At 58.6% G+C, this 13,640-nt stretch carries 14 protein-coding genes; 7 read left to right on the top strand and 7 right to left on the bottom strand.

All coding sequences use genetic code 11. The annotated features are described in order from the left end of the window. The 6 genes from ACQ4WM_RS02145 (at position 1) to ACQ4WM_RS02170 (ending at position 6,335) form a co-directional block, all read left to right on the top strand. Entirely contained in the window at positions 1-717 is a 717-nt protein-coding gene (locus ACQ4WM_RS02145) for a class I SAM-dependent methyltransferase (RefSeq protein WP_436545069.1), read from the top strand. A gap of 18 nt (positions 718-735) precedes the next feature. Further along, the gene (locus ACQ4WM_RS02150; protein WP_436545070.1) at positions 736-1,932 is read left to right on the top strand and encodes an aminotransferase class I/II-fold pyridoxal phosphate-dependent enzyme; all 1,197 of its coding nucleotides are present in this window, start codon (positions 736-738) and stop codon (positions 1,930-1,932) included. Continuing rightward, positions 1,929-3,119 carry an aminotransferase class I/II-fold pyridoxal phosphate-dependent enzyme gene (locus tag ACQ4WM_RS02155; protein ID WP_436545071.1) on the top strand — a complete coding sequence of 397 codons (1,191 nt, stop codon included), beginning with the start codon at positions 1,929-1,931 and terminating at the stop codon, positions 3,117-3,119. The genes ACQ4WM_RS02150 and ACQ4WM_RS02155 overlap by 4 nt, the downstream gene beginning before the upstream one ends. Before the next feature lies 1 nt (position 3,120). Continuing rightward, entirely contained in the window at positions 3,121-3,852 is a 732-nt protein-coding gene (locus ACQ4WM_RS02160) for a WbqC family protein (RefSeq protein WP_436545072.1), read from the top strand. Positions 3,853-3,978: 126 nt separating this feature from the next. After that, positions 3,979-5,172, top strand: coding sequence for a flagellin N-terminal helical domain-containing protein (locus tag ACQ4WM_RS02165; protein WP_436545073.1), 1,194 nt, complete (start codon positions 3,979-3,981; stop codon positions 5,170-5,172). 95 nt (positions 5,173-5,267) lie between these two features. Continuing rightward, positions 5,268-6,335, top strand: coding sequence for a hypothetical protein (locus ACQ4WM_RS02170; RefSeq protein WP_436545074.1), 1,068 nt, complete (start codon positions 5,268-5,270; stop codon positions 6,333-6,335). A 1-nt stretch (position 6,336) separates the two neighbouring features. Here the strand turns inward: ACQ4WM_RS02170 and ACQ4WM_RS02175 are convergent, their stop codons facing one another. The 7 genes from ACQ4WM_RS02175 to ACQ4WM_RS02205 are packed head-to-tail and all read right to left on the bottom strand — an operon-like array spanning position 6,337 to position 12,705. Beyond that, on the bottom strand, positions 6,337-8,427 hold the full coding sequence (locus ACQ4WM_RS02175) for a flagellar biosynthesis protein FlhA (protein WP_436545075.1): 2,091 nt from the start codon (positions 8,425-8,427) through the stop codon (positions 6,337-6,339). Then, complete coding sequence (locus ACQ4WM_RS02180) at positions 8,424-9,563, bottom strand: EscU/YscU/HrcU family type III secretion system export apparatus switch protein (protein WP_436545076.1); 1,140 nt, start codon at positions 9,561-9,563, stop codon at positions 8,424-8,426. Before ACQ4WM_RS02180 ends, ACQ4WM_RS02175 begins: the two co-directional genes overlap by 4 nt. Continuing rightward, a complete protein-coding gene (locus ACQ4WM_RS02185; protein WP_436545077.1) occupies positions 9,553-10,353 on the bottom strand; it encodes a flagellar biosynthetic protein FliR in 801 nt (266 codons plus the stop codon). The genes ACQ4WM_RS02180 and ACQ4WM_RS02185 overlap by 11 nt, the downstream gene beginning before the upstream one ends. A gap of 12 nt (positions 10,354-10,365) precedes the next feature. After that, a complete protein-coding gene (locus tag ACQ4WM_RS02190) occupies positions 10,366-10,638 on the bottom strand; it encodes a flagellar biosynthetic protein FliQ (RefSeq protein ID WP_312439575.1) in 273 nt (90 codons plus the stop codon). Next, positions 10,639-11,409, bottom strand: a complete 771-nt coding sequence (gene fliP, locus ACQ4WM_RS02195) for a flagellar type III secretion system pore protein FliP (RefSeq protein ID WP_436545078.1) — start codon at positions 11,407-11,409, stop codon at positions 10,639-10,641. After that, positions 11,406-11,771 carry a FliM/FliN family flagellar motor switch protein gene (locus ACQ4WM_RS02200; RefSeq protein WP_436545079.1) on the bottom strand — a complete coding sequence of 122 codons (366 nt, stop codon included), beginning with the start codon at positions 11,769-11,771 and terminating at the stop codon, positions 11,406-11,408. The genes fliP and ACQ4WM_RS02200 overlap by 4 nt, the downstream gene beginning before the upstream one ends. Before the next feature lies 1 nt (position 11,772). Next, complete coding sequence (locus tag ACQ4WM_RS02205; RefSeq protein WP_436545080.1) at positions 11,773-12,705, bottom strand: FliM/FliN family flagellar motor switch protein; 933 nt, start codon at positions 12,703-12,705, stop codon at positions 11,773-11,775. A 529-nt stretch (positions 12,706-13,234) separates the two neighbouring features. Here ACQ4WM_RS02205 and fliE point away from each other — a divergent pair. Further along, positions 13,235-13,579 carry a flagellar hook-basal body complex protein FliE gene (gene fliE / locus ACQ4WM_RS02210; RefSeq protein WP_436545081.1) on the top strand — a complete coding sequence of 115 codons (345 nt, stop codon included), beginning with the start codon at positions 13,235-13,237 and terminating at the stop codon, positions 13,577-13,579. The last annotated feature ends 61 nt before the right edge of the window (positions 13,580-13,640 follow it).

Raw genomic sequence — 13,640 nt, forward strand, 5'->3', positions numbered from 1 at the left:
ATGAACACAGATAACAGCAAACCCGCAAAAAGCTACCCGGTGCTCGACCATGACGAGTATGCAAGAAGTCGACCGGCAGATGATTTCTGGGGGCAGATCAAACGTACCATCAATGGCAAGCCAGTGACGGAAGAGCAGATCTCGCTGATCGTTACCAGTATCCGAAGCAATTTACAATTGCATCCTGAAGATGTGTTGCTTGACCTTGCTTGCGGTAATGGCGCACTGTCCACCAGGCTATTCGACAACTGCCGCGCATTTCTCGGCGTGGATTTATCAGCCTATCTGATTTCCGTAGCCAGGAAGCACCATGAAGTCCTTCCCGATTACCTCTTTCTCCAGCAGGCAGCTGACCAGTACGTATTGTCCGAGGCACAACCGCAACGTTTTTCGAAGGTACTTTGCTACGGCAGCTTTTCGTATTTTTCGGAAGACGCGGCACACACCGTATTGCAAACGCTGTTTGAGCGCTTCAGTCAGGTACAGAGCATTTACATCGGCAACCTGCCGGACCGAGACAGGCTCGACTTGTTCTACAAGGAGAATCGTCCCAGCGATGCAGAGTTGAACGACCATGCTTCACGCATCGGCATCTGGCGCAGCCAGGAGGAATTCGCCAAGCTCGCCAGCGAGGCAGGATGGCAAGCGCGATTTATTAATGCCAATGCGCAATTCTATGCGGCTCACTACCGCTATGACACGATACTGAGCCGCTAACGCAGAATGCGACAGCCCATGAAAAATACCGCAACCGACCTGGCGCTATTTGGCGGCGACAGCCTTTTTGCTACGCCGAAATCAACCTCGAATCTGGTACGCCCCGATATCGAGAATTTTCTTGCTTATTCGAAGCAATTTTATCGACAGCGCCAATACACCAACAATGGTCCTTTGGTACAACAGTTGGAAAAGCGCTTGGCCACACTGCATCAGACCGATTACTGTGTCACGTTTTGCAGCGGTTTTTGGGCTCTCGCACTAGCGATTTCGGCAATGGCGCGCAAGGGTAAGAGCGAGATTGTCATGCCCTCTCTGACCTATCGCCGCATGGCCGATATCGCGGCCTGGAATCGGCTCAGTCCGCACTTCTGCGATATCGACCCGGCAAGCTTGGCGATGAGCGCCGCCACGGCAGAAACGTGCATCAACGACAAGACTGCCCTGATGCTATGCGTCCATCCGATCGTCAACTGCTGCGATGCCGAGGAACTATGCACACTTGCGCGCCACCACGACATTCCCGTTCTGTTCGACGCGGTGGAGTCAGTGTACGAGACGGTGCCAGAAGGCAAAGTGGGACAATTTGGCGATGCAGAAATTTTTTCTTTGCATGCAAGCAAACTCATCAACGGCTTTGAAGGCGGCTATGTCACCACCAATAACCGCCAGTTGGCCGAGCATCTGTCGCTGGCGCGCGGTTTCGGTTTCAAGCAGGCGGACAATATCACCGTGCCTGGTGGAATGAATGCCAAACTTAACGAAGTGCATGCCGCAATGGCGCTGTCCAGTCTCGACGACCTGGAAGACCAGGTCATCCGCAATCGCGAGCGCTACCGGCTGTATCAGACAATGCTGCAGCCAATTTCAGGCCTGCAACTGCTGGCCTTCGATGAAAACCAGCATACCAGCTACAAAAATATCGTCGTGCGTCTCTGTACCAGCTGGCCGTTGACCCGTGCCGACACCTTGCGCATCCTGCATGCGGAAAAAATCGTGGCGCGCCCTTACTACTCTCCTGCCCTGCACCAGAAAGACATGGCCTACCCGCACATTGCCGCCGATCTGCCAGAAACCGATCAGATGGCAGAGCAGTTCCTGTTGCTGCCGTGTGGCCACCATGTGAACGACCACGACATCAGGCAGATTACCGCACTGCTGGCCATGATGCTGCAGCAAGCGCCAGCCATCAGGCGAAAACTGGAATCCTTATGAACCTGCCCTCCTTTGCCCTGTTGGGTGCAGCGCCTGCCTTTGAACGTCCGATTCCTGTCGGGCAGTTGTACTTTCCGGCATGGGATCGTTACGAGGCCGCATTTCGCGGCATCTTCGAACGCCAGTACTATACCAACCAGGGGCCGCTGGCGATCGAGCTGGAAAGCAGATTGCAAGCATTCCTGGGCGTGCGACATGTCATTTGCGTCAGCAACGCCACCATCGGACTGATGATGGTGGCTGAAGCGATGCAGTTGCGCGGCAAGGTGATACTGCCTGCATTTACCTTCGCCGCCTCGGCGCAGTCGCTGAGCTGGACCGGCCTGGAACCTGTGTTCTGCGATGTCGACAAGCATACGGGGCAGATCGCGCTCGACCAGCTGGCAGGGTTGATTGACGACGATACCAGCGCCATCATGGGGGTCAACCTGTGGGGCGGTGCCTGCGACCCGCTGGCGCTCGAAGCGTTGGCGCGCGAGCACAACGTGCAACTATACTTCGATTCCGCCCACGCTTTCGGCTGCGAAGTGCAAGGCAGGAAAATCGGCAACTTCGGCCAGGCGGAAGTGCTTTCCTTTCATGCGACCAAAGTGCTCAGCGCTGGCGAAGGCGGCTGCATCTGCACCAGTGACGACCAGCTGGCGGCCCGCCTGCGCAATATACGCAGCAGCTACGGTGCCGGCCATGCGGTGCCAGTGGTCAAGACCTCCAACGGCCGCATGTCCGAGGCACAGGCTGCCATTGCGCTGATGAGCCTTGAGGATTTTCCTGCCAATCAGGCCAATAACCAGCAACAGTACGAAGCCTATGCAAGTGGCCTGCGCAATGTTCCAGGCGTCAGCCTGACTGTTCCTGCCGGCGTCAGTTTTTCCAACTACCAATATCTGGTCTGCAACATCGATCCGGCGGCATTCGGCCTGCCGCGCGACATGGTCATGGATTTGCTGAAGGCGGAAAATGTGCTGGCACGTCGCTACTTCTACCCCGGCATCCACCGTTGCACTCCCTACGTTGACGATTTTCCACAATACCAAGACGTTCTGCCGCAAACCGACGCCTTGTGTACCAGCGTCATGCAACTACCCATCGGCGCGCTGCTGACCCTGGACGATATCGCGCGCATTTGTCAGATCCTGGCGCATGCGCAGCAACATGCCGACGCTATCGCACAGGCAATGCAGGTCTGACATGTCGAAAAAAATGACGCTCGGCATCATGCAGCCCTATTTTTTTCCTTACCTGGGCTACTTTGACCTGATCAACCGTACCGACCGCTGGATCGTTTTCGACGTGGTGCGCTATGCGCCGAAGAGCTGGATGAACCGTAACCGCATCCTGCACCCCATTGAAGGCTGGCAATATGTCAGCCTGCCGGTTGACCGGCATGCGGGCGCGGGCCTGATCCGCGACGTGCCGCTGCTGGACCCGCAGGCAGCACATGACAAGATCCAGGGCCAGATACAGCACTACCGAAGCGCCGGCGCACCTTTTTTTCACGCCGTCTCCGCCCTGATCAGCGCAACCTTCGCCGACGCCGCCAGCGGCCTGCTGCGCGATATGAATGTGGCGTCGCTGGCCGCCACCTGTGCCTATCTCGACTTGCCATTCCATCCAGAAAACCTGTCAGACCTGGACCTAGAACTGCCGGAGATTGACCACGCTGGCCAGTGGGCGCTGGAAATTTCCAACGCACTTGGCGCCCAGCGCTACCTCAATCCACCCGGTGGCAAGGATATTTTTCGTCCGCAAGACTGGGAACGGCACGGTATCGAACTGGCGTTCACCAGCATGGTCTCGTTCAGCTACGCCACCGGCCGCCATCAGTTTGTCGAACATTTATCCATCCTCGATGTGCTTATGTGGAACCCGCCCGGCCGGGTCAAGGCTTATCTGGACAGCCGCAAGCAGGTTGAAGCATAGCGTCAGAAAAAATAATTTGAAAATTTCTCAAAAGAATTTAATTTTCCTGAAGCAACGGTCGTCTTGTACTCATGAGAGCGCAAAAATGCTGCTCCACACCGCATTCAACCAACTGGAGTACTTTTCATGCTGAGCCTTCACACCAACGCCGCCGCCCTGTCCGCCCAATCGTCGATCTCGAAAACCCAACAATCGCTGTCGACCTCGATGACGCGCCTGTCCACCGGCTACCGCATCAACTCGGCAATGGATGACGCTGCCGGCCTGCAAATCGCCACCCGCCTGAAAGCACAGACCAGCGGTATGGCCATGGCCATGCGCAACACCCAGAACGCCACCTCGATGATCCAGACCGCCGACGGCGCGTTGGGCGAAAGCGTAAACATCCTGGTTCGCATGAAGGATCTGGCCACGCAAGCTGCCGATGGCTCGTCGACGGCTGATGACCGTGCTGCAATGCAAGCCGAATTCGATACGCTGACCAACGAACTGAGCAATGTTTTGGGCAACACCTCGTTTGCTGGCGCAAAGCTGATGTCAAAATCCGCAAGTCCTGAAGCCTTGGCAAATGCCCTGGTAAACAAAACCGTCGATAAGAAAGCCTTAGGTACCACAGGCACGGGCGGCGATGCAGGTACGACCCAAGATTTGTTTTTGGCGCAAGAGGACTACAATACGGCTAAAGCTGCTTATGAAGATGCTACAACTGGCGGAACGCAATTATTGGCAGATGATCTGGTAGCAAAAAGCGGTTTACTGAAAGACGCAAAAAAATTGGACGATGCAGCAATCGCTAAATCAGCCGCATCAGATGCTTTTTACGATCAAGCACTGAAAAATGGTCCAACAAGCGCAGCAGCAGGTAGCAAATTCTCGACGAAAGTGGAATTCCAAATCGGCGCGTCGACCAGCGAATCGATGACCTTTGACCTGTCTTCGCAATTGGATAGCATGCACGATGCAATCAAAAATGCGACAACAGAATACAATACCTTCGGTGCAGCTTCGTCTATCGTTGGTAAAGAACTGACTACGGACGGCAGTGCATCGGCAGCGATCGACAAGTTGCAAGCTGCCATTGACGCCGTCGGCACTACGCGTTCGGCGCTGGGTGCCGCTGGTAACCGCCTGGACCACGTTGCTACCAACCTGGCCAACGTCAGCACCAACACCGCCGGCGCAGCTGGCCGCATCATGGACACCGACTTCGCGACCGAAAGCTCGAACATGACCGCTTCGCAAATGCTGCTGCAAGCTGGTACCGCCATGCTGAAACAAAGCAACAGCATGTCGTCGATGGTTATGTCCCTGCTGCAATAGTAGTAGTATTCTCCTGACCTGGTTCAGGTCAGGCAGACCAGAGCCAACTGCGCAAGCAGTTGGCTTTTTTTTCATCCCAGGCGGGAGGAACAGCAATGGCCATAGACCGCATTTCCGCAGGCAATGCCCTGCCCCTGATTACGCAGCGCCTCGACGTCAGCCCGGCCACGCCGCTGACGCCCGGGGTGGTAATGCCGCTGGTGCCCGTCGGCCCCTTCATGGCGCCGGCGCCCGATGCCGGCAGCTTGCCGGCGCAGTTGTCGCAGGCGCAAGATGGCCTGGCGTCCCTGATCAAGCCGAATGCCGGCGACCCTGGCCTGGGCGCCACTGCGCGCGACAGCAGCGCGATGCAGGTGAATCAATTATTTTTTACGCGCCAACTGGTATGGCAGCCGCCCGATGCGGCGCAGCTGGCCGCCTCCTGGCGCGTGATGGTGAAAACCTATGGCGAGCAATACGCCGCGCTGCAGGAACACGCGCGTGGCCAGCACCTGCCAGGCAACCTGCTGATGGCCGAGCAGCAGCCGGTGGCGCGCTCTGCGCTGCCGCTCGATACCGAAGCATGGCGCTTTGCCGTCTACGGCTGGGGCGGCCAGCGCCTGCTGCTGCGCGTGCTGCCCGGCGACGAAGAGGACGCCGCGCCGCGCAAGCGCAACGGCAAGGTAGCGCTGCGGGTCGAACTGCTGATCGATGGCGTGGGGCGCGTGGTGATCCAGATGGAGCCGGCCAACGATGGCGTGCTGCTGGAACTGGCGGCCGATGACGAATTGGCCCTGGCCCACCTGCGCCGCGTGCTGCCCGAGATTGCAGAGGCGGTGCGCAGCGCCGGCCTGCGCATGCTGCGCTGCCGCCTGAACCGCGTGCTGCATGCACAGCCGGCGCACGCCGGCTATCCGATGCAGGCGGCCGCCAGCGCGCTGTCGCAGCCGCTGTTCCAGGCGATGGCAGAAGTGGCGCTGCTGCTGACGCGGCCACCGGCGGAAACGGCGCATGATCCGGCCGAACCGGAAGCGGCGCCTGCCGCACCGGAAGAACCGGTCATCGTGTCGAAGGAAGTGGCGGCACCGAAGGATTACTGGGGCGACGCCACGATGGAAGAAATCGTGCTGCCGGCCGACGCGCAGGAACCTGAACTGCTCACGCCCATCGACGAGCAGGATTGATTTACCCGACTGTGCCGATAATGCTCACTTCGCGGTTTTCGGGGATCTCGTTATACGACAGCACGTGCAGGCCCGGCGCGAACAGGCGCGCATAGCGCGCCAGCAGCGGGCGGATCTGCGGCAGCACCAGCAGCAGCGGCGGCGTGGCCTGCTGCTTCATCTGCTCGCGCGCCACCGGCATGTTGACCTGCAGCTGCGACAGCAGGTGCGGATCGATCGGATAATTATCCAGCGTGACCTTGCCGGACTGGCGCGCCTGGTTCAATGACCCCAGCAGCATGTTTTCCAGCTCGCCGCCGAGGTTGAATGCCTGCATTTCCAGCTTCTGGCCAAAAAGGCCGCTGACAATCTGGCGCCGCAAGGCACAGCGCACTTCGGCCGCCAGCAAGATGGGATCCTTGGTGGTCTCGGAACTGTCGAGCAAGGTGGTGGCAATCGGCACCAGGTCCTTCAATGAAACGTTCTCGGCCAGCAACACGCGGAACACGCGCAGCAGCTGCGTGTGCGTCAGCGCCTTGTCGAGTGCTGCGGCAAGCTTGGGCGACAGCGCCGCCAGCCGCTCCATCATGTGCGACACGTCTTCATGGCGGAACAGCTCCGGCAGGTATTCGCGGATCATTTTCGACAAATGGGTGGCGATCACGCTGGGCGCTTCGATCACCTGGTAACCCATGCCCAGCGCATGGGCTTTCGCGGCGGGTTCAATCCAGGTCACCGGCATGCCGTAGGCCGGCTCGATGCCGGGAATGCCATCCAACTGGCCATAGACGTTCGGCGAGGGTATCGCCATCAAACGGTCGGCCTGCACTTCGGCCTGGGCCACCACGGTACCTGACAGCATGATGGTGTACTGCGAGGGTTTCAGCGCCAGGTCGTCGCGCACGCCGATCTGCGGCAGCAGCAGGCCCATCGCTTCGGACAAACTCTGGCGCACGCCCTTGACGCGTTTGTTCAAAGGTTCGCCCTGGGTCTTGTCGACCATGCCCACCAGTTTGTAGCCCAGCATCACCATCAGCGGCTGTACCGCCGGCAGTTGCTGCCATTCCAGTTCAGCCGGCTTGTCGCCCAGCAGCGCCGCTTCGATGGCTGCCATGCCGGAATTGTCGGGCGCCTTGACGCGCTGCTGCGTCAGGCGCCAGGCAACAAAGCCCAGCACTGCCGCAAAGGTCATGAACATCAGCCACGGCATGCCCGGAATCAGGGCCAGCGCCACCATCATGCCCGAGGCACTGAAAAGGACCGTCGGTGAGGTCAGCACCTGGCTCGCCACTTGCTGCTCGAAGTCGCCCGAGTCGCTGATACGGGTCACCAGGATGGCGGCCGCAGCCGACAGCAGCAGTGCCGGGATCTGCGCCACCAGGCCATCGCCGATGGTCAGCAAGGCGTACTGGCGGAAAGCGTCGCCGAACGACAGGTCGTGCATCAGCGAGCCGATGGCCACGCCACCGACCATGTTGATGATCAAAATCAGGATACTGGCGACGGCATCGCCGCGCACGAATTTCGAGGCACCGTCCATGGCGCCGTAAAAGTCCGCTTCAGCCGCCACGTCCTTGCGGCGCAGCTGGGCTTTTTCCTGGTTGATCAGACCGGCGTTCAGGTCGGCGTCGATCGCCATCTGCTTGCCCGGCAAAGCGTCCAGCGTAAAGCGCGCCGACACTTCCGAAATGCGTTCCGCGCCCTTGGTGACGACGGCGAAGTTGATGATCATCAGGATCACGAAGACCACGATACCAACCACGAAGTTGCCGCCGATCACCACATTACCGAACGCTTCGATCACTTTGCCGGCCGCGTCCGCGCCCGTGTGGCCATGCAACAGCACTACCCGTGTCGAGGCCACGTTCAAGGTCAGCCTCAGCATGGTGGTGGCCAGGATCACCGTCGGGAAGACCGAGAAGTCGAGCGGCCTCTTGGCCGAGACGCTGACCAGGATGACGATCAGGGCCAGCACGATATTGAAGGTGAACAGGATATCGAGCAGCACCGGCGGCAGCGGCAAGATGATCATTGCCAGTATCACCAACAGGAACATTGGCGTGACGAACTTGTGGCGGCGCATCTCGGCAACCAGTCGGTTCAGGAAATTCATGACGGTACAACCTCGCTCAGGTGAGATGGCACGACCACCTCGGTGGGTAAGATGGGCTGGGCAGCACGCTGCCCGGACCGGAATGCTTTCAGCTGCAGGATGTAATTGAGCACCTGCGACACGGCCTGGTACAACTGCACGGGAATTTGCTGCTGCACCTGGCTGGTGTTATAGATGGCGCGTGCCAGCGGCGGCAATTCGAGCGTCTCGATATTGTGCTCCCTGGCCACCTGGCGGATATACAGCGCCATCTCGTCGACGCCCTTGGCGACCACGAACGGCGCTTCAGCGCGGTCCTGGTCATACTTGAGCGCGACGGCGTAATGCTCGGGATTGACGATGACCACGTCGGCATCGGGCACCGTCTTGCGCACGCTGCGCCGGCCCAACTGCTGCTGCAACTGGCGGATGCGCTGGCGCACTTCGGGCCGCCCTTCGCTGCTCTTGTGCTCTTCCTTCACGTCTTGCTTGCTCATGCGCTGATTCTTGGCAAAGAAGAAAGCCTGTGCCGGCACGTCGATGATGGCAAACAGGATGAATACCGAAATAAGCGCCATCAACCCATCTATCATCAATGCCGAACCATCGAGCATGGCCTGCTGCAATGGCCGGTGCTGCAAAGCCACGTACTGCGCCAGGCTGGAGCGGCTGACATGCACCAGCACCATGCCCAGCACCACTGCCTTGGCGATCGAGATGCCGAACTCAAACCCATGCTTCGGACTGACCAGCCGGCCCAGGTTCTTGGCTGGGCTGAGGCGCTCCATCTTCGGTGCCCAGTTCTTGGTGCTGATTACCCAGCCACCCGGAATCAGGGAGCCGAGCACGACAAAAAAAGGCACGCAGAACAGCGGCAGTATCATTTTAATCAGCAGGCCCACGGAGGTGGCAAATGCCGTCGACATGGCATTGTCGAGGGCACCGGTGCTGTCGAGGGGCATGAAGGACAGGGCAAACAGCTGGCGGAACGACTCCAGGTAGCTGGGCAGCAAGTACACGAACAGCTTCATGCTGATCAAAATGCCGAGCGCCGTCGACAGGTCGCGCGAACGCACTACCTGCCCTTCCTGGCGCGATTTTTTCAGCTTCTGCTGTGACGCCTTTTCGGTCTTGTCGCCACTGCTGTTATCCGCCATGGGCCACCCGCATCTGTTCGGCTATCATGTCGAGCACCCGGTTGGTCATGGCGATATAGTGCTCGGGAATGAACTTGACGATCTGCACCAGCATCAGCAAGCCAAATACCGTGATCATTGAAAAGCCCAGTGAAAACAGGTTCAGCGACGGCGCCACGCGGTTCAGGAAGCCAAAGCCCATCTGCACCACCATGGTGGAAAACACGATCGGCAGGGCCAGCAGCATGGCAGCGGCAAAAATCCACGCAACATTGTAGGCCACCGTTTGCAGCAACAGTGGCCCGTAACCCTGCCCGACCGGCCAGGCATTGAAACTGGCACCGACCACCCCCGCCAGTACCAGATGGCCGTCGATGGTGAAAAACACAATCATGCACAAGATCGTCAGCAGGCCCGAGATCACGTCCGACGAGGTGCCGTTCAGTGGGTCGTTCATGACGGCCATCGAAAAGCCCACCTGGCTTGACACCAGGAAACCCAGCACCGACATGACCGACATGGCAAAGTGAAACGCCAGCCCCAGCACGAAACCAATCACGGCCTGCTCGAGGGTTGCCACGATGGCGTGCAGCGACAGCGGATCGATGGCAAGCAGTTCGCGCGAAGCGCCCGAGGCCTGCATCACCGGCAACATCAGGATCGCCAGGATCAACGCCAGCAAAATGCGCACCGTGACCGGCACGGTGACGTCGCCTATCACGGGCGAGGCGCTGAGCATGGCCAGGATACGGCAGAACGGCCACCATACGGCCAGCATGAACGGCAGGACCTGGTTGAACATCTCGATCATGGCTGGGCCCTGCTAGCCAACCAGGGTAGCGGCGCGCTGGAAAATCGACACGCAATAATCCATCAGGTAACCCGACATCCAGCGTCCGGCCAGGATCAGCGCCAGCAAGGTGACCAGGAGGCGCGGCAGGAAGCTCAGCGTCTGTTCATTGATCTGGGTGGCGGCCTGCACCAGGGCGACCACCAGGCCCATCAACAAACCGGGCACGACCAATATCACTACCAGCAGCATGACGATGTGCAAGGCTTCGATGACCAGGTCAACGGCGACTTCCGGCGTTAACATTCAATACGCCTGTATGCTGGTGACTAGCGTGTTGACAGTCAGGGTCCAGCCATCGACCAGCACGAACAGCAGCAGCTTGAAAGGCAGCGAGATGACCAGCGGCGAGAGCATCATCATGCCCATCGCCATCAAGACGGAGGCCACCACAAGGTCGATGATCAGGAACGGGATGAACAGCATGCAGCCTATCTGGAACGCCGTCTTCAGCTCGGACAGCACGAAGGCGGCCAGCTTGACGGTAAAACTGTGATCCTGCGGACGCATGGTAGAAGGCTCGCCGGCCAGGTGGGCGATCTGCGCCAGCGCTGCCTTGCTCGTTTGCGCCAGCATGAAGCGGGTGATCGGCACTTCAGCCGTTTTCAGCGCCTGCTGCAGGCCGATCTGGTCGCGGTCGTACGGCACGAACGCCTCTTTCCACACCTGTTCGCCGATCGGCCGCATCACCAGCAAGGTCAGGATCAGGGCGATACCGGTAACGATGCGGTTAGGCAAGCCCTGTTGCAGGCCCAACGCCTGGCGCAGCAGCGACAAGACGATCACGAAACGGGTAAAGCTGGTCATCATCATGACCATCACCGGGAGCAAGCCCAGCAAGGTCATGATGACCAGGATCTGCATCTTGACCGACAGGTCGGTCTTCGCGCCCGGCACCACGCCGGCCAGCAGGTCCTGCGCACCGGCACTGGCGCACGCCATCATCATCAATGGCAACACCACGGCAGCAGCGAGCTTGCCGCGGTGGCCTCGCCAGCCCGCTACCGCCAGCTTCATGCTGTCATCAGGTCAAGATTGAGGCCATCGAGATCGATTACCTTCAGGCCGTAGTTCTCGCCGGCCACCACCACTTCGGCGCGGCCGATCGGCGTGCCGTTGACCTTGATGACGAGTGGCTCGCCGGCCAGCATGTCGAGTTCGAGCACGCTGTCCGGGCCGATGGCCATCAGCTCTTCGAGCGAGATGCGGGCCGAACCCACTTCCAGGGTCAGGGTCACGGGGATCTTGCGCATCATCTGGGGAATGTCTCGCCGCGTGCGGGTGCTGGCCACATCGCTGATATCACCTTGGTCGATGATCATATCGTCGCCCAGCTCTTCCAGCAAGGTTTCGCTCTGATTGGTATCGGTCATATTCATATTATTCAACGTCTTCAAATGAGGTTAGGCAGAGCTTGCCCTTGTGTTCGGAAACAGCCGCCGTAAACAAGCGCGAATCATCAAGCATGACATCGGTGCGGCTCAGGCTGACGGGAATGACGTCACCCACTCGCAGGTCGAACAAGGCACCCAACTGCATCTGCTTGCTGACCAGGCGCCCTTCCAGAGTCACTTGCAAACGCGAAGCGAGTGGCCGCACGCTGCGCAGCGCTTTTTTCGCCTGCGCCCGTTCGGGAAGCAAACCGCGCAGCACGTCGCCCATTAACAACTTGTCGAGAGAAAACCAGACGTGTCCGGAGAGGCCAGCCTCGACATCACTGAGTGAAACGGTGACAACCCAGCTGCCGCGTGCAGGACGCACGCCAGCCTGCACGGCAGGTGCAGCATCGGGATCAATATCGCTTTGTTTGCTGACTGACAGCAGGTTTTTGTGGATACGGGCGAACAGGCAGGTAATCATTTGTTGTCCAAGCACCACAGACAAGCGTTCCTCGGTGGCTGTTACACGCACCAGTGCCGGGTCGACCGGCACGTTTTTCGCACCGGCGCTGCCATAGCGGTAGTTCAATACCTGCAGCAGCACCTGGCGATCCAGCGAAAAGCCAGCGTGGCCCGCGGGCGTGCCGAACGCCAGCCAGCGGTTGCGATTGTCTTCGTTGTCAACGCGCGACAGACTGACGTCATCGATCTGGACGTTTCCCCAGTATCGGCGGCTCATGGGCATGCGCAATGCGCTTGCCAGGTCCTCGCGCAACTGGGCGCCAAAGACGTGCAGCAAGTGAACCGGACGCCCAAGCAGACAGGAATCGAGGACTTGATGGTGCAAAGTTTGATCTGTCTTGGTTTTTATCATGTGGGTGATGTCGGTAATGCGATGGCAGTACAAATTATACGGGATCAGCTCGATTTGCATATCGCTTATATACCGCGGACACATCGCTCGAAATGGCCTTTGTCGGCGCAATCAGGACAGAAAAACCATGCCTTGCAGTGGCGTAGCACGGAGCATCGGCGAGTCCTTGCGGCGCTCACGCAATCTTCGCGCTCCATAGGACTGGAGAATACAGTAAATCTTTGGACATTGCCATGAGACAATATTTTGGCAGTTAATCCGTCCTTTACTTTACAGTTGCCTCAAGGTAAGCTCGCATCCATTAAATATTGGTTTGCAGCAAGCCATTCGACCTTACTGATTTCAGTTTTTGATTGCAGTGGATTTGATCGTCATTAACGCCGCAAGAAACTTTTATCGCTTGAATATTATTGTCTTGGCCTTGCAGATATATTGTATGCAACAGTATGGAGTTGCTTGAAAAGCATTCTCGCATTTTGCGTGGTGTGACAACTGATAAAACTGATGGGTCCGGGGAAATCGGACCAGGCGAGAAGGCAACACCAGTCATTCTGATTGATACCGCAACGCATTTTGAAAGTAGGACACGATGGGCAATCAACTCGCAGGTTTGATCAGGGCTGACCTGGCAGCTTTAAGCAACGATGCGCGTGCTCTGGGCACCAGCATCGCGCCAGCGCCAGCGGCCAGCTTTGGCGGTCAGGAACCGACTGGCTTCTCTTTTGCACAAAGCATGCAGGACGCCTTCAGCAAGATCAACACCGATGACCGCGCAGCGGCACAAAAAATGAGCGACGTCGACAGTGGCAAGAGCGACGACCTGGTCGGCGCAACGCTGGCCAGCCAGGAAGCAAGCCTGTCCTTTTCCATGTTGATGCAAGTTCGCAACAAAGTCATGGGCGCCGTCGATGAACTGATCAAGCTGCCGCTGTAATTGCTGTTGCACCACCCCAATACCTACGCCCAGTACCCAAGCGAAAGTCATTCCAAGTGAT

It is taken from the genome of Janthinobacterium longum, assembly GCF_051380735.1.
Lineage (GTDB): Bacteria > Pseudomonadota > Gammaproteobacteria > Burkholderiales > Burkholderiaceae_D > Janthinobacterium.

Coding starts and splice junctions, on each gene's coding strand:
- ACQ4WM_RS02190 (WP_312439575.1), bottom strand. CDS start 10,638: ATGTTAACGCCGGAAGTCGCCGTTGACCTGGTCATCGAAGCCTTGCAC.
- ACQ4WM_RS02180 (WP_436545076.1), bottom strand. CDS start 9,563: ATGGCGGATAACAGCAGTGGCGACAAGACCGAAAAGGCGTCACAGCAG.
- fliP (WP_436545078.1), bottom strand. CDS start 11,409: ATGAAGCTGGCGGTAGCGGGCTGGCGAGGCCACCGCGGCAAGCTCGCT.
- ACQ4WM_RS02200 (WP_436545079.1), bottom strand. CDS start 11,771: ATGAATATGACCGATACCAATCAGAGCGAAACCTTGCTGGAAGAGCTG.
- ACQ4WM_RS02170 (WP_436545074.1), top strand. CDS start 5,268: ATGGCCATAGACCGCATTTCCGCAGGCAATGCCCTGCCCCTGATTACG.
- ACQ4WM_RS02175 (WP_436545075.1), bottom strand. CDS start 8,427: ATGAATTTCCTGAACCGACTGGTTGCCGAGATGCGCCGCCACAAGTTC.
- ACQ4WM_RS02155 (WP_436545071.1), top strand. CDS start 1,929: ATGAACCTGCCCTCCTTTGCCCTGTTGGGTGCAGCGCCTGCCTTTGAA.
- fliE (WP_436545081.1), top strand. CDS start 13,235: ATGGGCAATCAACTCGCAGGTTTGATCAGGGCTGACCTGGCAGCTTTA.
- ACQ4WM_RS02185 (WP_436545077.1), bottom strand. CDS start 10,353: ATGATCGAGATGTTCAACCAGGTCCTGCCGTTCATGCTGGCCGTATGG.
- ACQ4WM_RS02205 (WP_436545080.1), bottom strand. CDS start 12,705: ATGCAAATCGAGCTGATCCCGTATAATTTGTACTGCCATCGCATTACC.
- ACQ4WM_RS02165 (WP_436545073.1), top strand. CDS start 3,979: ATGCTGAGCCTTCACACCAACGCCGCCGCCCTGTCCGCCCAATCGTCG.
- ACQ4WM_RS02150 (WP_436545070.1), top strand. CDS start 736: ATGAAAAATACCGCAACCGACCTGGCGCTATTTGGCGGCGACAGCCTT.
- ACQ4WM_RS02160 (WP_436545072.1), top strand. CDS start 3,121: ATGTCGAAAAAAATGACGCTCGGCATCATGCAGCCCTATTTTTTTCCT.
- ACQ4WM_RS02145 (WP_436545069.1), top strand. CDS start 1: ATGAACACAGATAACAGCAAACCCGCAAAAAGCTACCCGGTGCTCGAC.